16 protein-coding genes and 1 tRNA gene are annotated in these 15,934 nt (G+C 67.5%); 10 read left to right on the top strand and 7 right to left on the bottom strand.

All coding sequences use genetic code 11. From position 1 onward, the window contains the following. Window positions 1-32: 32 nt before the first annotated feature. The 7 genes from ACZYSP_RS20980 to fahA all read left to right on the top strand — a co-directional run bounded on the left by ACZYSP_RS20980 (window position 33) and on the right by fahA (window position 6,336). A complete protein-coding gene (locus ACZYSP_RS20980; RefSeq protein WP_489016310.1) occupies window positions 33-779 on the top strand; it encodes a TetR/AcrR family transcriptional regulator in 747 nt (248 codons plus the stop codon). Further along, window positions 776-1,720, top strand: a complete 945-nt coding sequence (locus ACZYSP_RS20975) for an ABC transporter substrate-binding protein (protein ID WP_489016308.1) — start codon at window positions 776-778, stop codon at window positions 1,718-1,720. The genes ACZYSP_RS20980 and ACZYSP_RS20975 overlap by 4 nt, the downstream gene beginning before the upstream one ends. Further along, window positions 1,717-2,574, top strand: coding sequence for an ABC transporter ATP-binding protein (locus ACZYSP_RS20970; RefSeq protein WP_093057044.1), 858 nt, complete (start codon window positions 1,717-1,719; stop codon window positions 2,572-2,574). The genes ACZYSP_RS20975 and ACZYSP_RS20970 overlap by 4 nt, the downstream gene beginning before the upstream one ends. Beyond that, window positions 2,567-3,337 carry an ABC transporter permease gene (locus ACZYSP_RS20965; protein ID WP_489016306.1) on the top strand — a complete coding sequence of 257 codons (771 nt, stop codon included), beginning with the start codon at window positions 2,567-2,569 and terminating at the stop codon, window positions 3,335-3,337. Before ACZYSP_RS20970 ends, ACZYSP_RS20965 begins: the two co-directional genes overlap by 8 nt. After that, the gene (locus ACZYSP_RS20960) at window positions 3,334-4,125 is read left to right on the top strand and encodes an ABC transporter permease (protein ID WP_093174783.1); all 792 of its coding nucleotides are present in this window, start codon (window positions 3,334-3,336) and stop codon (window positions 4,123-4,125) included. Before ACZYSP_RS20965 ends, ACZYSP_RS20960 begins: the two co-directional genes overlap by 4 nt. Before the next feature lie 68 nt (window positions 4,126-4,193). Then, the gene (locus ACZYSP_RS20955) at window positions 4,194-5,000 is read left to right on the top strand and encodes a cyclase family protein (RefSeq protein ID WP_093057047.1); all 807 of its coding nucleotides are present in this window, start codon (window positions 4,194-4,196) and stop codon (window positions 4,998-5,000) included. Window positions 5,001-5,013: 13 nt separating this feature from the next. Beyond that, entirely contained in the window at window positions 5,014-6,336 is a 1,323-nt protein-coding gene (fahA, locus tag ACZYSP_RS20950) for a fumarylacetoacetase (RefSeq protein ID WP_489016303.1), read from the top strand. A gap of 55 nt (window positions 6,337-6,391) precedes the next feature. Here the strand turns inward: fahA and ACZYSP_RS20945 are convergent. The 3 genes from ACZYSP_RS20945 to ACZYSP_RS20935 form a co-directional block, all read right to left on the bottom strand. Beyond that, a tRNA-Gly gene (locus ACZYSP_RS20945) sits at window positions 6,392-6,467 on the bottom strand. A gap of 63 nt (window positions 6,468-6,530) precedes the next feature. Further along, the gene (locus ACZYSP_RS20940) at window positions 6,531-7,433 is read right to left on the bottom strand and encodes an NAD(P)/FAD-dependent oxidoreductase (RefSeq protein WP_489016301.1); all 903 of its coding nucleotides are present in this window, start codon (window positions 7,431-7,433) and stop codon (window positions 6,531-6,533) included. Further along, a complete protein-coding gene (locus tag ACZYSP_RS20935; protein WP_093057051.1) occupies window positions 7,423-7,884 on the bottom strand; it encodes an RrF2 family transcriptional regulator in 462 nt (153 codons plus the stop codon). The genes ACZYSP_RS20940 and ACZYSP_RS20935 overlap by 11 nt, the downstream gene beginning before the upstream one ends. A 118-nt stretch (window positions 7,885-8,002) precedes the next feature. On the opposite strand from ACZYSP_RS20935, the gene ACZYSP_RS20930 reads away from it, so the two are divergent. The 3 genes from ACZYSP_RS20930 to ACZYSP_RS20920 all read left to right on the top strand — a co-directional run bounded on the left by ACZYSP_RS20930 (window position 8,003) and on the right by ACZYSP_RS20920 (window position 10,890). Further along, on the top strand, window positions 8,003-9,097 hold the full coding sequence (locus ACZYSP_RS20930) for an AraC family transcriptional regulator (RefSeq protein WP_489016298.1): 1,095 nt from the start codon (window positions 8,003-8,005) through the stop codon (window positions 9,095-9,097). 107 nt (window positions 9,098-9,204) lie between these two features. Beyond that, the gene (locus ACZYSP_RS20925) at window positions 9,205-10,233 is read left to right on the top strand and encodes an alpha/beta hydrolase family protein (protein ID WP_489016296.1); all 1,029 of its coding nucleotides are present in this window, start codon (window positions 9,205-9,207) and stop codon (window positions 10,231-10,233) included. A gap of 177 nt (window positions 10,234-10,410) precedes the next feature. Then, window positions 10,411-10,890 (top strand): adhesin, encoded by a 480-nt coding sequence (locus ACZYSP_RS20920; RefSeq protein WP_093057054.1) that lies wholly within the window; start codon window positions 10,411-10,413, stop codon window positions 10,888-10,890. A gap of 65 nt (window positions 10,891-10,955) precedes the next feature. Here ACZYSP_RS20920 and ACZYSP_RS20915 read toward each other — a convergent pair whose 3' ends face one another. From ACZYSP_RS20915 to boxC, 4 genes are read right to left on the bottom strand one after another with little or no spacing between them, the layout of a single operon-like run. Next, window positions 10,956-11,399 (bottom strand): MaoC family dehydratase, encoded by a 444-nt coding sequence (locus tag ACZYSP_RS20915; protein WP_093174767.1) that lies wholly within the window; start codon window positions 11,397-11,399, stop codon window positions 10,956-10,958. 10 nt (window positions 11,400-11,409) lie between these two features. Next, window positions 11,410-12,696: a benzoyl-CoA 2,3-epoxidase subunit BoxA gene (gene boxA / locus ACZYSP_RS20910; RefSeq protein ID WP_093174946.1), complete on the bottom strand. Its 1,287-nt coding sequence runs from the start codon at window positions 12,694-12,696 to the stop codon at window positions 11,410-11,412. 50 nt (window positions 12,697-12,746) lie between these two features. After that, entirely contained in the window at window positions 12,747-14,174 is a 1,428-nt protein-coding gene (gene boxB, locus ACZYSP_RS20905; RefSeq protein WP_093057056.1) for a benzoyl-CoA 2,3-epoxidase subunit BoxB, read from the bottom strand. A gap of 31 nt (window positions 14,175-14,205) precedes the next feature. Then, window positions 14,206-15,885 carry a 2,3-epoxybenzoyl-CoA dihydrolase gene (boxC, locus tag ACZYSP_RS20900; protein ID WP_489016293.1) on the bottom strand — a complete coding sequence of 560 codons (1,680 nt, stop codon included), beginning with the start codon at window positions 15,883-15,885 and terminating at the stop codon, window positions 14,206-14,208. Window positions 15,886-15,934 lie beyond the last annotated feature (49 nt).

The raw sequence follows: 15,934 nt of genomic DNA, 5'->3' as shown, positions 1-15,934 counted from the left end.
AATGTTTTTGTACAAGCGTTCAATACGCCCTCATGAGCACCCGCACACCTACCGCAAGGCGCGGCACCTCGCGCGCCGCGACGCCGCCCCCCGCCGCAGTCGCCATCGCGACTGCGCGGCCCGACCGCAAGCAGGCGATCCTGCTGGCGGCCGAGAAGCTTTTTGCGCAGCACGGCTACCACGTGGTGACGATCCGCCAGATCGCCGAGGAGGCCGGCGTGCCGCTGGCGCTGGTGGGCTACTACTACGGCCAGAAGCACGAGCTGTTTCACGCGATCTTCGAGCACTGGGGCCACTCCATCGAGGCGCGGCTCGCGGGGCTGGCCGCTGTGAACATCGACCCCGACGACACGCGCACGCTGCCGCGCATCATCGAAGCCTTCACCGCGCCCGTGCTGGCGCTGCGCGCAAGTTCAGAGGGCGAGTACTACGCGCTGCTGGTGGCGCGCGAGCTGTACCACGCCACCGAGGAAGCCGACCGCGTGCTGCGCGCCTACTTCGACCCGCTGGCCGAGGCGTACATCGATGCGCTGCACGTCGCGCTGCCGCATGCCACGCGCAGCCAGGCGGCCTGGGGCTATCAGTTCGCATTGGGCTCGCTGCTGCACCACCTGAACGACAGCCGCATCGAACGGCTCTCGCGCGGCGAGAACACGCGCGCCGACCCGGCCGTGGCGCCGATGCTGGTGAGCTTCATCGTGGGCGGCCTGCGCGCCGCGCTGCCGCGGCCCAAGACCCCACGCACGAACAAGACCATCTCCAGGAGACAAAAGCCATGATGAAACGACGCACCCTGCTGTCGGCGCTTGCCGCGACGTCGGCCATTGCCGCGCTGCCTTCGCGCGCCCAGTCCAATCCGAAGATCGTGTTCGGCTACACGGCCGTGACCGACTTCGCCTCGGTCTTCGTGGCGGCCGAAGAGGGCTACTTCAAGAAGCGCAATCTCGAGGTCGAACTCAAGTTCATCCCGCTGAACTCGACGATCCCGGCGGCGCTGCAATCCGACTCGCTGCAGATCGGCGGACCCACGCCCTCGGTGTTCCTGCAGGCGGTGGATGGCGGGCTCGACCTGGTGCTGGTGGCCGGCGGCGGCCTCACCTCGAAGACCATCACCGGCTTCGGCCTGGTGGCGCGCGCGGGCTCGGGCATCAAGAGCCCGCAGGACTGCGTGGGCAAGAAGATCGGCGTGCCGGGCCTCGGCGCCTTCCTGCACGTGACCTTCCGCGCATGGCTGAAAGACAGCGGCGTGGACTACCGCAAGGTCAACTTCGTCGAGGCCGCATTCCCGCAGCATGCCGACCTGCTGCGCGGCGGCTCGGTCGATGCGGTGGTGTCGGCCGATCCGTTCATGAGCCGCATCACCGAGAGCGGTGCGGGCTACGTGGCTTCGTACTACTCGACCTTCCTGCCCGAGAACAACCAGACCATCGTGCATGCGGCCAAGCGCGAGTGGGTGGCGAAGAATCCGGCGGCGGCACGCGCCTTTCGCGAAGCACTGGTCGAGTCGGGTGGGTTCATGCAGCAGCCGAAGAACGACGCCAAGGTGCGCGCTGCCATCGGCAAATACATCAAGCTGCCGCCCGAAATGCTGGCCAAGGTGCAGATCTCGCCGCCCGGCCCCGTGGTAACGGAAAAGCAGCTCGCCTACTGGACCGGGCTGATGAAAGAGCAAGACATGCTCAAGGCGAGCATCGACGTTGCGAAGCTGGTGGCGAAGTGATCTCAGCACCTGCCCCCATCACCGCACGCGCCGCACTGTCGGCGAGCGCCTTTCATTCGCCGGCCAGCCCCACGATGCAAGCCACTCCCTTCCTGCGCTTCGACGGCGTGACCATCCGCCTCGGCGGGCGCGAGATTCTGTCGCCCACTTCGTTCGACGTGGCGCGCGGCGAGTTCGTCTGCATCGTCGGCCCCAGCGGCTGCGGCAAGACCACGCTGCTGCGCGCAGCCAGCGGGCTCGTCACCGCGAGCGCGGGCGAGGTGCGGCGCAACGGCGTGAAGATGACCGAGCCTTCGCGCGAAGTCGCTTTCGTGTTCCAGGACTATGGCCGCGCGCTGCTGCCGTGGCGCACGGTGGAAGGCAATGTGAGCCTCGCGCTGGAAGCGGCCGGCGTGCCCGCCGCCGAACGCGCGCCGCGCATCGCCGACGTGCTTGGCAAGGTCGGCCTCGCGAAGCATGCGCAGAAGTTTCCGGTGCAGCTGTCGGGCGGCATGCAGCAGCGTGCGCAGATTGCGCGCTGCCTCGCGCAGAAGCCCGAGCTGATGATGATGGACGAGCCCTTCGGCGCGCTCGACGCGCTCACGCGGCAAAGCCTGCAGGACGAGCTCGCGCGACTGGTGCGTGACGACGGGCTCACAGTGCTGTTCGTCACGCACGACCTGGAAGAGGCCATCTACCTCGGTGACCGCGTGATCGCGTTGCAGGCCAACCCGGGGCCGGGGCGGCCGAGTCTCGCACGGATGATCGACGTGAAGATCCCCCGGCCGCGCGACCAGCTCACGACGAAGGAGCATCCGGAGTACCTGCAGTTGCGGCGTGAACTGTTCGCCTTCATCGAGCAGGGCCATGACTGAGAACCGGCTCCTTCGCTGGATGCGGCCGTGGGTGTTTCCGGTGGTGCTCGTCGGAGCCTTCGAGTGGTACGCGCGACGTGCAGCCGCGCTGGGCAGCGATGCGCTCGCGCCGCCGAGTGCTGCGGCCAAGGCATTCGTCGGCACGGCCATGGACGGCTCGCTCTGGCAGGCCACCGGCTTCACGCTCGGCACCGCGGCACTTGGTTTGCTGCTGGGCGCTGTGCTCGGCATCGCATTGGGCATGGTGCTCGGACTCTCGCGCCGCGCGGCGCAGCTCGGCTCCGTCTCCATCGAGGTGCTGCGCCCGGTGCCTTCGGTCGCGCTGATCCCGCTCGCGATGCTGACCTTCGGCTTCGGCGTGCGCATGGAACTGGCCATCGTGGCGTTTGCCACCTTCTGGCCGCTGCTGGTGCTGGTGCAGTCGGCGGTGCAGCAGATCGAGCCACGGCTGCTCGAAGTCAGCCGCGTGCTGGGCCTGTCGGCGCGTGAGCGGGCCTTCAAGATCGTGCTGCCGGCCATCGTGCCGCGCCTGTTCGTCGCGCTGCGGCTGGGCGTGGCGGTGGCGCTGGTGGTGGCCGTGACGGTGGAGATCGCGGCCAACCCGAACGGCATGGGCTACGCGATGATGATCGCGCAGCAGAGCTTCGACCCCGCGCTGATGCTCGCCTGGCTGGGCTGGATCGGGGTGGTGGGCTTCGCAGTCAATGCGGGCATGCTGCTGTTGCAGCGCGTGGTGTCGCGGCGCATGGGGGTGCCGTCATGAGCGGCAACAACAACGATCGCACCGGCCTGAACTGGCTCGGCTCGCTGGGCGTGTTGCTCGCGCTGATCGCGCTGTGGTGGGTCGCGAGCAACGCGGGCTGGGTCAGCCGCGTGTTCCTGCCGACGCCGCAGGCTACCTTCTCCAGCCTGCTCGAAGGACTCAACCTCTCCGGCGAAGGCGGCAACGGCGAACTGCTCGGTTTCACGCAGGCCACTGTGGGCCGGATGATCGAGGGCTGGCTGCTTGCTTCGCTCTTCGGCGTGCTGCTGGGCGCGGCCATCGGCGTGTCGCCCTCGGTGCGTGCGTGGGTGCAGCCGACGCTGGAGTTCATTCGCCCCCTGCCCGCCTCGGCGCTGCTGCCGCTGGCGATTTCGATCTTCGGGCTGAACCCCGGCATGGTGCTCTTCGTGGTCGCCTTCGGCGCGATGTGGCCGGTGCTGCTGGCCACGGTGCACGGCTTCGCGGCGGTGGAGCCGCGCCTGTCGGAAGTGGCGCGCTGCCTGCAGATGTCGCGCGCGGCGTACATCTGGAAGATGGGCCTGCCCAATGCAATGCCCGACATCCTGGCCGGCATGCGGCTCGCGCTGACCATTGCGCTGATCGTCGCGGTGGTGGGCGAAATGATCGCCTCGCAAAGCGGCCTGGGCCAGGCCATTCTGCTGGCAGCACGCGCCTTTCGCGCCAGCGACCTGTTCGCCGGCATCGTGCTGCTCGGGCTCATCGGCTTCGCGAGCAACGCGCTGCTGGCCTTTGCCGAGAAACGCCTGCTGCGTTGGCAGCAGCCCTGATTCCTTCCTCTTCTCTTTCCCTCTCTTTCCTTTTCTTCCAACACGAACACCCCACAAGGAGCCCCGCCATGCCACGCAAATTCGTCGACCTCTCGATCTTTCTCGAAAACGACGTGCTCTCCGACCCGCCGGCCTTCGCACCGAAGATCCAGTACTTCACGCACGAGCAGACCTACGAGCAGATCGAGCCCTTCTTTCCCGGCCTTCAGCGCGAAGACCTGCCCGACGGCGAAGGCTGGGCGGTGGAGCTGGTGCAGCTGTCGACGCACAACGGCACGCACCTCGATGCGCCCTATCACTTCCACTCGACCATGGACAAGGCGCTGGGCGAGAAGAAGCCCGCCATCGCGATCCATGACGTGCCGCTCGAATGGTGCTTCCAGCCGGGCGTGAAGCTCGACTTTCGCCACTTCGCCGACGGCTATGTGGTGACGGCCGACGACGTCGAGGCCGAGTTGAAGCGCATCGGCCACGCGCTGAGTCCGCTGGAGATCGTGGTGGTCAACACGCGCGCCGGCTCGCGCTACGGCAACCCCGACTACGTGTCGGCCGGCGCGGGCATGGGCTACGAGGCGACGATGTACCTGCTGGAGCGCGGCGTGCGCCTCACCGGCACCGACGCATGGAGCTGGGACGCGCCCTTCGTGCACACCGCGAAGAAGTACGGCGAGACGCATGACGCCTCGCTGATCTGGGAAGGCCACAAGGCCGGCCGCGACATCGGCTACTGCCACATCGAGAAGCTGCACAACCTCGAGGTGCTACCACCCACGGGCTTCTTCATCAGCTGCTTTCCGCACAAGATCCGCGGCGCGTCGGCGGGGTGGACGCGCGCGGTCGCGATCTTCGACGACGCGCTGATGGCTTCGGTGTGAGGGCCTCTTCACCATGAGCGCACTCAACCACACGCACGACGCCAACGCGCGCAGCTGGGTCGAATCGGCCAATGCAGCGAACAGCGACTTTCCGATCCAGAACCTGCCGCATGCGGTGTTTCGCCGCGCGGGCAGCAGCGAGGCGTTTCGCGGCGGCGTCGCCATCGGCGACCAGGTGCTGGACCTTGCGGCGCTGGCCGCCCAGCAACAGCTCGACGGTCTTGCACTCGATGCGGCGCGAGCAGCCGCGCTGCCCGTGCTGAACGACTTCTTCGCGCTCGGCGGCGCCGCGTGGAAGGCGCTGCGGCACGCGCTCTTCGACCTGCTGAAGAACGACGCACCCGTCGCCACGGTGCAGGCCGTGCGCGAATGCCTGGTGCCGCAGGCCGAAGTCGAATACACGGTGCCTGCACGCATCGGCGACTACACCGACTTCTACACCTCGATCGACCATGCGCTGAACATCACGCGCCTGTTCAACCCCGAAGGCGACGTGACGCCCAACTTCCGCTGGATTCCGACCGCGTACCACGGGCGCGTGTCGACCATCGGCGTGAGCGGCCAGCGCTTTCACCGGCCGATGGGGCAGGCGATGGCGCCGGGCGCGAAGGCGCCGACGTATCAGGCCTGCGCGCGGCTCGACTACGAGCTGGAGCTTGGCGTGTGGATCGGCACGGGCAATGCGCAGGGCGAGCCCATTGCGCTCGAACATGCGGAAGAACACATCTTCGGCATCTGCCTGCTGAACGACTGGTCTGCGCGCGACATCCAGTTCTGGGAGATGGCGCCGCTCGGTCCCTTCCTCGCGAAGAACTTCGCAACCACGATCTCGCCATGGATCGTGACGATGGAAGCGCTCGTGCCCTACCGGCAGGCGTGGACGCGGCCAGCGAGCGAGCCCCAACCGCTCGCGTACCTGGAGAACGCGAAGAATCGCGAGAGCGGTGCGCTCGACATCCGCCTGGAGGTCTGGCTCGAAAGCGAGAAGGTGCGCAAGGAGAAGACCGGACCGTCGCGCCTGTCGTCCACGAGCTTCAGGCACCAGTACTGGAGCGTCGCGCAGATGGTGACGCACCACACGATGGGCGGTTGCAGCCTGAACCCGGGCGACCTGTTCGGCAGCGGCACGATCTCGGGGCCCGGTGCAGGTGAAGCCGGCGCAATCATCGAGCTGACGCGCGCCGCGCAAAGCCCGGTGACGCTGAGCAATGGCGAACAGCGCGGTTTTCTGGAAGACGGCGATGCGGTGCTGCTGCGCGGCTGGTGCGAGAAGCCGGGGCATGCGCGCATCGGGTTTGGGGAGAGCCGGGGGACGGTGTTGGCGGCCAGGGGTTGACCTGAGGCACCAATGAAAAAGGCCACCCGATGAGGTGGCCTTTTTTTCTGCAATGTGGAGCGGGAAAAGAGTCTCGAACTCTCGACCTCAACCTTGGCAAGGTTGCGCTCTACCAACTGAGCTATTCCCGCGTGAAGCCTCAGATTATAGGGTGATCTTGAGCCACTTTTCCCGGATCCGGGAAAAAAGTTCGCTCAAGCGTCGAACACCAGCGACCGATGCAGCGACACGCCGGCCATCAGGCCGTCCGCCGAGGCCAGCGTGGCATTGGTGAATTTCATCGAGAGGTCGCCCGCCGCGTAGACGTCGGGCACCGTCGTCATCTTCATGCCGTCGACGCGCAGCACCGGGCCGAAGGGGCCGTCGTCGAAGGCGCAGCCGAGTTGTTCGGCCAGCGGGCTGGACGGACGCGTGTGCGGCACCACGTACAGCGCCTCGATCGGCACGAGCCTGCCGTCGTCGATGCGCACGCCGGCAAGCTGAGGCGCCGCGCCTTCCAGGCCCACGATGCGCTTCGGTTCGATCACCACGCCGCGCGACTGCAGTCTCGCGCGCGTCTCGGCATCGGGCCCCTCGCCGCCATTCAGGAAGATCGTGGTCGGGCCCCACTCGTTGATCAGCAGCGAATGGTCCGGTGGGTGTCCGCTGTGGAACAGCACGCCCAGCGGGCGCCCGCTGAACTCGTAGCCGTGGCAATAGGGGCAATGCAACACGCTCTTGCCCCAGCGCTCGCTGATGCCGGCGATGTCGGGCAGGCCGTCCTGAATGCCGTAGGCCAGGAGCAGCTTGCGGGTCGAGACTTGCTCGCCGTTGTCCAGGGACATCGTGAACCCCTCCGCGCCCTCGGCGTTCGCGGCCACCGCACTAGCATTGACGAACTTGACGGACGGATACGCAAGCAGCTTGTCGCGCGCGTCGGCAATCATCTTCAAGGGCGGCATGCCGTCCTGCCCGAAGAAGCCGTGCGACGCCGCGGCGAAGCGGTTGCGCGGCGCGCCCGCGTCGACGACGCACACGTTCCTTCGCGCGCGAGCCAGCTGCATGGCAGCGGAAAGGCCGGCAAAGCTGCCGCCCACGATCAGTGCGTCATAGCGCATGCTCAATGTCCTTCGATGTAAAGCCGCCGCCCGTCATGCGGCGGTGGAAGTCCCTGGAAAGATCCGCCAGCGTGATGCTGTTGAAACGCCTGAGCAGCAGCGCCTCGGCCTCGTCGCACGCTCCGTCGAGCGCCGCGTTCACGGCCTGCTCGACGATGCAGCCCGGGCTCTCGGTGCGATTGCCCATTGCCAGCAGCGCGGGCGCGCCGACGGCGTTGTGGATGTCGCCCAGCGTCACCGCCGCCAGCGAGCACGACAGCACCCAGCCGCCGCCATGGCCCTTGGCCGAGCTGACGAACCCCGCCTGCCGCAGGCCGGCCATGAGGCGGCGCACGACGACCGGGTTGGTGTGCATCGCGGCCGCGAGCGACTCGGACGTGACGGGGTCGTTCATCTCGGCCATGTGCAGGAGCACATGGAGAACGGCTGAAAGCTTGCTGTCTCGTTTCATGCAACATTATGAGTTGCATATGTTTGTCATGGCGTGCCGAAGGGTCTTGCGGGGCCGGAACGCCCGTCGGTTGTCACGACACTGAGGTGAGAATCGGGCCGGCCGCACCAACCCCACCATGACGCCCGCCCCGACAACCCTGCTCGACGCCGCCCTGCGCGGCGTGCTGCTGGCCTTGCTGCTCGTGCTCGCGCTGGTCCTCGGCCGCGACCGCCCTCGCCTGCCGGTCGCGCGCGCCGGCGTGCTGCTGACGCTGGGCCTGTGCATCCAGGTCATCGGCTCCGCGCCGGCCTTCGAATCGCTCGTGCCGCGCGTGTGGCAGTCGCCATTCGTCGCCGTGGCGGTCGGCAATGCCGTGCTGTTCTGGGTGTTCGTGCAGGCGCTGTTCAACGATGACTTCAGGCCGCGGCCCGTGCACATTGCCGCTTGGCTCGTGGTGGCCGCGGTGGCCGCGCTCAACTGCGCGGTGGTGGCGGGCAGCGCCTCGGTGCTCGCACCGGTGACGATGGGAGTTCAGCGCGCCGTGCCACTGGTGTTCGCGGTGCTGGCCGCGATGGCGGCAGCCTCGCAATGGCGGGCGGATCTGGTGGAGGGGCGGCGCCGGCTGCGCGTGTTCATCGTGGTGACGGGCGTCGGCTACAGCGTCGGGATGCTGGTCGTCCGGCTGGCCTCGCCGCACGGGCAGTTGTCCAGCCTGTCGGCGACGGCTGATGTGGCGATGCTGCTGCTGATCGTGGCGGTGGTGGCCTGGCGGATGGTGCGGCTGGCGGGGTCGGAGCTGTTTCCGGCCGCGGTGGTTCCGGATGCGCCTATCCCAACGGTCGAACCGCCCCCCGTCGAACCTCCGGCCCCCGACCCCGCCGAAGACCGCCTCGCCGAATCCCTGCAACACGCCATGGCGGTCGATCACGCCTATCGCAGCGAAGACCTGAGCATCGCCGCCCTCGCCGCACGGCTCTCAGTGCCCGAATACCGCCTGCGCCGCCTCATCAACCAGCGGCTGGGCCACCGCAATTTCAACGCCTTCGTCAACGGCTTCCGGCTGGCCGAGGCGACAGCGGCGCTGGCCGACTCCTCGAAGCGCGATCTACCGGTGCTGACCATCGCGTTGACCGCGGGCTTCCAGTCCATCGGCCCGTTCAACCGCGCGTTCAAGGCCGCCACCGGCCTCACGCCCACCGAATTCCGCAAGCAGAAGCTGGCCGAATCCTGAAATCTCTTGCCGAAAACCGCGTTTGCGGCTTTCGGCAAGACGCGGCCGGCGCGCCGCTGCATCGTCCGGGTCGCCGGGGGCATGGGCCTCCGATGACAAGGAGTTCGATGCGACGACGTTTCCATTTCATCTTCCTGCTTGCCCTGTGGTCCGGATGGGCGCAAGCCTCGATGGGCATGGCGGAGCTTCCTGCCACGGCTGACGACGGCCCGGTCACGGTGTTCTACTCGTCCGCAGATGCGGCCCAGCCGACCCGGCGCGCCCGCTTCACGCTCGACGTGGCGGCGCAGGGCGCACCGGTGCGCGGCAATGGCCGGCTGGTCGTCGTCTCGCACGGCTCCGGCGGCGCGCCATGGGTGCACGTGGACCTGGCGCGCAGCCTGGTAGACGCCGGCTTCATCGTCGCCATGCCCGAGCACAAGGCCGACAACTACAAGGACGACAGCAACCCCGGCCCCGACAGCTGGACGATGCGCCCGGCCGAGGTGTCGCGCGCCATCGACGCAGTAGCACGCGACCCGCGCTTCGCCCCGTTGCTGCAGCTCGACAAGGTCGGCATGTACGGCATGTCGGCCGGCGGGCATACGGCGCTGAGCCTCGCGGGCGGGCGCTGGTCCCCGGCCGGGTTCAAACAGCATTGCGAGGCGAACCTGGTGGACGACTTCCAGTCCTGTGTCGGCCTGATTATGCGGCTGACGGGCGGGCCTTTCGATGGCCTGAAGAAATGGGCCGCGCTGTGGGTCATCCGCCATCGCTTCGACGACGCCACCCCGCGCGAGCACACCGACCCGCGCATCGCCGCCATCGCGGCGGCCGTGCCTTCGTCGGCCGATTTCGACATGGCCTCGCTGGCCGACCCGCGCGTGCCGCTGGGGCTCATCACCGCCCGGCAAGACCGCTGGCTGATCCCGCGCTTTCACAGCGACAGGGTGCTGGCGGCCTGCCTGCCGCGCTGCGAACTGATCGCCGACATGCCCACCGCCGGGCACGGTTCGCTGCTGTCGCCGCTGCCGCCGGGACTCACCGGGCTGATCGGCGACATGCTCAACGACCCATCTGGCTTCGACCGCAGCGGCGTGTTACCGGACGTGAACCGCAAGACAACAGCGTTCTTCAGCACGCATCTGCTGCCTTGATGCGGGCCGGGGCCTAACGTACGAGCCTCTGATTTCGCCGACAGCCGATTCCCACACGTGTGGGCGACTGTCGCGCACATGGCGACAGATGGCGGCCCGGCCATGGTTGCACCCGAATCGATCGAACCTCGGTCGGTTCTTGAAATCGTGACCATGCTACGAAAGGAACAGTCACCCATGAAGCAACAGCAACACAACCGCATCTTCCTCGGCGCCCTGCTCGCAGGCCTCCTGGCCGTCGGCGGCGCAGCCCAGGCGCAAGGCGTCGGGGTCGGCGTGGGAGTCAATGCAGACGTGAACACTTCGGGCGCCGCCGGCACCGGCTCCCCACAGGGCGGAGCCGCAGCAGGCGCCGGTGCACGCACCGGTGCGGCCGCAGGCGCCCGCACGAATGCCGGCACTACCGCCACCGACGCGGCCGGCAACTCGACAGGCGGCGTTGGCAATGCCGTCGGTGGCGTGCTGGGTGGTGCCACCGGCGCTGTCGGCGGCGCCACGAATGCAGTGGGCGGCGTGGCGAACACCGCTGGCAGCACGCTGAATGGCGCAACCGGCGCCGTGGGCTCGACCGCCGGTACCGTGAAGCCGGCAAACGCCGGCGCGAAGGCTCGCGCCAAGGCCCAAGGCTCGGGCGCTGTCGACATCAAGCAGCAGTAACCCCGGCGGCCAAGCCGAAGAAAGCCCGCAGCGCCCGCGTTGCGGGCTTTTTTATTGATGAAGCCTCAGTCGGCCAGCTTGAGCTTGAACAGGCTGGTGACTTCCGCGTCGAGCACCACCAGCTCGCGCTGGTTGAAGAGCCGCCAGCGCCAGCGCAGGATGCCGAGCGTGGGGCGCTTCTCGGAGCGGCGCACCTCGATAACGTCTGCCACCAATCGCAGCGCGTCGCCGGGCCGCACGGGGTTGGGCCAGCGCACATGCTCGAGCCCCGGCGACGCAAAAGACTCGGAGCCGGCGAGCGCCGCGCCGACCACCAGCCGCATCGCGATGGAGCACGTATGCCAGCCGCTGGCGATCAGCCCGCCGAAAGGGCTGTCGGCAGCCGCGTCGGCATCGGTGTGAAACCACTGCGGGTCGTAGGCCCGCGCGAACTGCAGGAGCTCGGCTTCGGCAAGCACGTAAGGGCCGGCCTCGATAACCTGGCCCGCATGGAAGTCGGCGAACTTCATCCGCCGCAGCTTAGTACGTTTCGAGGTGCAGGCGGCCTTCGCGCTTCAGGGCAGCGCCGACGGAGTCCCAGTCGAGCCCCGCTTCCTTCGCCACGTCGCGCAGTGCGAGCACCACGCCCTCTTCCATGCTCTTGAGGCCACACACGTAGAAATGGCTGCTGCCGTCTTTCAGCAGTGCGGCCAGGTCGGCGGCGCGTTCGCGCATCAGGTCCTGCACGTAGCGCTTGGGTTGCCCCGGCGTGCGCGAGAACGCGAGGTTGATGTCGATGAAGTCCTTGGGCAGCGACTGCAGCGGGCCGAAGTACGGCAGCTCCTGCTGCGTGCGCGCGCCGAAGAACAGCATCAGCTTGCCGCCTTCGAACTTGCCGCTCTTGCGCAGCCGGCGGCGCCATTCGGTCATGGCGCGCATCGGCGCGCTGCCGGTGCCGGTGCAGATCATCACGATGTGCGACCTGGGGTGGTTCGGCATCAGGAACGACGCGCCGAAGGGCCCCACCACCTGCACCGTGTCGCCCACCTTCAGGTCGCACACGTAATTGGAGCACACGCCGCGCACCGGCTCGCCTTCATGGTCTTCGGTCACGCGCTTCACGGTGAGCGAGACGTTGTTGTAGCCGGGCCGCTCGCCGTTGCGCGGGCTGGCCACCGAGTACTGGCGCGCATGGTGGCGCTTGCCGATGGCATCAATGCCCGGAGGCACGATGCCGATCGACTGGCCTTCGAGCACCGGGAATGGCAACACGCCGAAGTCGAGCACGATGTGATGCGTCTCGCTGTCGAAGCCGGCCTCGGTGCAGTTGAAGTTGCCCACCACGGTGGCGGTGGTCGGCGTCTTCGGCGGAAAGAGATTGGTGTAGGCGTGCGCAGCCGACCAGGGCGGCACGGTGGCGCCGTACTGCGCGGAGTTGAAGGCCGGCTCGACGGATTCGACTGCAGCCTGGGCTTGCGCCTGGGTTTGCTCAGGCGCGGCGGCATCGCCAGCGGCTTCGGCAGACACGCCGGCCGCTTCCAGTTCTTCGGGTGAGAGCTCGGCGGGCAGCGATTCCCAGGTGAGCTGTTCCTCGATCGTGTACGCGCGCACCAGCGGCATCGTGCGCCAGTTGTCGATCGAGCCCGTCGGGCACGGCGAGATGCAGGCCATGCAGCCGTTGCAGACGTCGGCTCGCACGACGTAGTTGTTGTCGTCGTGCGTGATCGCGTTGACGGGGCAGGTGGCCTCGCAAGTGTTGCAGCGGATGCAGATCTCGGGGTCGATCAGGTGCTGCTTGATGACCCCGGCTTCAACGGCCATGTCCATGTTGTTCTCCATCCCCTCGCCGTGGGGACGAGGGATTCATATCCAGGCGCTCAGCCGAAACGCACGTATTCGAAGTCCACGGGCTGGCGATTGATGCCCATCACCGGCGGCGAGATCCAGCCTGCGAACTTGCCCGGCTCCACCACGCGGCCCATCAACGATGCCACGAAAGCGAAGTCTTCGGCGCTCGGCAGCCATTCGTCGCGCTTGGCGGCCCATTCCACGTCGTTCACCACGCGGCCTTCCGGCGACATCTTGATGCCGGCGAGCGCGCCGATCTGGCGGTTGAAGGCCTTGTGCGGCACCACCAGGCGCGTCGGGATGCCGGCCTTTTCCAGCACCTTGTTCCAGCGGCCGACGCCGGCCACCGAGTCCTTGATGAAGTCGTCGCGCAGCACTTCGTTCAGTGCATTGAGCATCGGCACGTCTTTCTCGACGAGCTGGCCTTCCTTCACTTCCAGCACCTTGTAGGTCTGGCCCTTGAGGATGTGATCGTCCGTGCGCTTGCCTTCTTCGTAGCGGCCCTTCAGGCCCGAGCTGTAGAAGATGGCGGCGTTGCTCGACTGGTCGGCGCCGAACAGGTCGATGGTCACGCTGTAGTGGAAGTTCAGGTAGCGCTGGATGGTGCCCAGGTCGATGCAGCCCGCGGCGCGCACCTTCTGCGCGTCATCGGTCTTCAGCTCGTTCATCACCTGAGCGGTGCGCGCGATGACGCGCGACACGCCGCTTTCGCCTACGAACATGTGGTGCGCTTCCTCGGTCAGCATGAACTTCGTGGTGCGCGCCAGCGGATCGAACGCGCTTTCGGCCAGCGCCGAAAGCTGGAACTTGCCGTCTCGGTCGGTGAAGTACGTGAACATGAAGAACGCGAGCCAGTCGGGCGTGCGCTCGTTGAAGGCACCCAGGATGCGCGGGTTGTTCTCGTCGCCCGAGGTGCGCTGCAAGAGCGCCTCGGCTTCCTCGCGCCCGTCGCGGCCGAAGTGCTTGTGCAGCAGATAGACCATCGCCCACAGGTGGCGGCCTTCTTCCACGTTGATCTGGAACAGGTTGCGCAGGTCGTACATGCTTGGCGCCGTGAGGCCCAGGTGGCGCTGCTGCTCGACCGATGCGGGCTCGGTGTCGCCCTGCGTCACGATGATGCGGCGCAGGTTGGCGCGGTGTTCGCCGGGCACGTCCTGCCAGGCCTTCTCGCCCTTGTGGTCGCCGAAGTGAACTTCGCGGTTGGCGTCGCCCGGGTTCAGGAAGATGCCCCAGCGGTAGTCGCGCATCTTCACGTGGCCGAACTGGGCCCAGCCCTGCGGGTCGACGCTCACGGCCGTGCGCAGGTACACCTCGTGGTTGGTGGAGCCTTCGGGGCCCACGTCGTCCCACCAGTTGATGAAGTTGGGCTGCCAGCCTTCGAGCGCGCGCTGCAGCGTGCGGTCTTCGCCGAGGTTGACGTTGTTGGGGATCTTCTCGCTGTAGTTGATCGTGCTCATCGTTGTTCCTTGGGTTGTACGGACTGTCAGCTCAAACGCGGTTCATGTCGAAGCCGGCCTTTTCGCCGGTGCCGTAGACCTTGAGCGCACCCTTTTCGCCGACGGCGTTGGGGCGGTTGAAGATCCAGTTCTGCCAGGCGGTGAGCCGGCCGAAGATGCGGGTGGCCATGTTTTCCTTGCTCGCGAAGCGCAGGTTGGCCTCGAGGCCGGTGAGCGCGTCGGGCGACATGGCGGCGCGCTCCTCGATGACGATGCGGATCTCGTCGTCCCAGTCGATGTCGTCGGGTGCGGCGGTGACCAGGCCGAGCTTCAGCGCTTCGTCGGCGTCGAGCGCCTTGCCTGCGGCGGCGCGCGCGGCTTCGAGCGGCGCGGCCTCTTCATAGAAGCGGCGCTGCAGGCGGCTCTGGTCGTTCACCATCGGGAAGAAACCGAAGTTGAACTCGTCGAGCGTGAGCTTGGGTGCGCGGTCGGCATCGTCGGGCAGCGCGAGCATGTACGTGCGGTCGGCCGCAAAGGCCAGCTCGGCCAGCGTGCCGGCGAAGCACGAGCCGGCTTCGACCAGCGCGAACAGGCTGCGCGAAGAAACATCGAGGCGTGCCAGCGTGCGACGCAGCGCGCCGATGGTTTCGCGCACCAGCCAGTGGTCCTTGTTGGCGAGCATCACGGCGTCCGACGCGAGCACGGCGGCGGCATCGCCTTCGGTCTTGAGCAGCCAGGTGCCGGTGTCGAGTTCGTTGGTACGCAGGTTGAGGATGGCGTCGTCGAGTTCGCGGCACATCGCGAGCGGCCACCAGGCGGCGCCTGCGGCCTCGATGGCGGCGATGTCCGCCGGCTGCGCGCCGGTGGGCGCCTTGACGGTGATCGTGGCGGTGCGCTTGCTGCGGTCGATCTGCACGTTGACGTGCGAATAGGCGATGCCGTCGGCGCTGTCGGTGCGCTCGAGGCGGGTCAGGGCCACGCCCTTGCCGCCGGCGGGGCGGTCGCTGCCTGCGGCGAGCTGCGAAGCACGGTCTTGCACCGCTGCGGCGAACTGCGCGGGCTTGGCCACGGCATCGACCAGACGCCAGTCGACCGCGCGCTGGCCGCGTACGCCTTCGACGCTGGTACAGAAGATGTCGGCGAGGTCATGGCGCACGTGGCGCTTGTCGGTCACGCGGGTCAGGCCGCCGGTGCCGGGCAGCACGCCGAGCAGCGGCACTTCGGGCAGCGACACGGCGGAGGAGCGGTCGTCCACCAGCAGGATCTCGTCGCAAGCCAGTGCCAGTTCGTAGCCGCCGCCCGCGCAGGCACCATTCACGGCCGCGAGGAACTTCAGGCCCGAATGCTTCGAGGAGTCTTCGATGCCGTTGCGCGTTTCATTCGTGAACTTGCAGAAGTTCACCTTCCACGCATGGCCCGAGACGCCGAGCATGAAGATGTTGGCGCCCGAGCAGAAGATGCGGTCCTTGCCGCTGGTGACGATCACGCTGCGCACTTCGGGGTGCTCGAAGCGCACGCGGTTGAGCGCGTCGTTCAGCTCGATGTCCACACCCAGGTCGTAGCTGTTGAGCTTGAGCTTGTAGCCGGGGCGGATGCCGCCGTCTTCCGCAATGTCGAGCACGAGGCGCGCGATGGCACCGTCGAAGCTCAGGGACCAGTGGCGGTATTGGCCGGGCTCGGTGCGGTAGTCGACGCGCGGGGGCGCCTGGAGCGTGGTGGTGGTGTCGGTCATGCGGAAGTCTCCTGTGGGGCAGTGTTCGGAAACCGTGAACAGGAAAGAT

The organism is Variovorax sp. F042 (assembly GCF_057814215.1).
This window is presented reverse-complemented; position numbering and strand designations above follow the sequence as displayed.

Bases quoted from the DNA above. Each gene is read 5' to 3' on its own strand.
- ACZYSP_RS20940 (WP_489016301.1), bottom strand. From the start codon at position 7,433: ATGCGCTATGACGCACTGATCGTGGGCGGCAGCTTTGCCGGCCTTTCC.
- ACZYSP_RS20925 (WP_489016296.1), top strand. From the start codon at position 9,205: ATGCGACGACGTTTCCATTTCATCTTCCTGCTTGCCCTGTGGTCCGGA.
- ACZYSP_RS20965 (WP_489016306.1), top strand. From the start codon at position 2,567: ATGACTGAGAACCGGCTCCTTCGCTGGATGCGGCCGTGGGTGTTTCCG.
- fahA (WP_489016303.1), top strand. From the start codon at position 5,014: ATGAGCGCACTCAACCACACGCACGACGCCAACGCGCGCAGCTGGGTC.
- ACZYSP_RS20975 (WP_489016308.1), top strand. From the start codon at position 776: ATGATGAAACGACGCACCCTGCTGTCGGCGCTTGCCGCGACGTCGGCC.
- boxA (WP_093174946.1), bottom strand. From the start codon at position 12,696: ATGGACATGGCCGTTGAAGCCGGGGTCATCAAGCAGCACCTGATCGAC.
- ACZYSP_RS20980 (WP_489016310.1), top strand. From the start codon at position 33: ATGAGCACCCGCACACCTACCGCAAGGCGCGGCACCTCGCGCGCCGCG.
- ACZYSP_RS20960 (WP_093174783.1), top strand. From the start codon at position 3,334: ATGAGCGGCAACAACAACGATCGCACCGGCCTGAACTGGCTCGGCTCG.
- ACZYSP_RS20935 (WP_093057051.1), bottom strand. From the start codon at position 7,884: ATGAAACGAGACAGCAAGCTTTCAGCCGTTCTCCATGTGCTCCTGCAC.
- boxB (WP_093057056.1), bottom strand. From the start codon at position 14,174: ATGAGCACGATCAACTACAGCGAGAAGATCCCCAACAACGTCAACCTC.
- ACZYSP_RS20915 (WP_093174767.1), bottom strand. From the start codon at position 11,399: ATGAAGTTCGCCGACTTCCATGCGGGCCAGGTTATCGAGGCCGGCCCT.
- ACZYSP_RS20930 (WP_489016298.1), top strand. From the start codon at position 8,003: ATGACGCCCGCCCCGACAACCCTGCTCGACGCCGCCCTGCGCGGCGTG.
- boxC (WP_489016293.1), bottom strand. From the start codon at position 15,885: ATGACCGACACCACCACCACGCTCCAGGCGCCCCCGCGCGTCGACTAC.
- ACZYSP_RS20955 (WP_093057047.1), top strand. From the start codon at position 4,194: ATGCCACGCAAATTCGTCGACCTCTCGATCTTTCTCGAAAACGACGTG.
- ACZYSP_RS20920 (WP_093057054.1), top strand. From the start codon at position 10,411: ATGAAGCAACAGCAACACAACCGCATCTTCCTCGGCGCCCTGCTCGCA.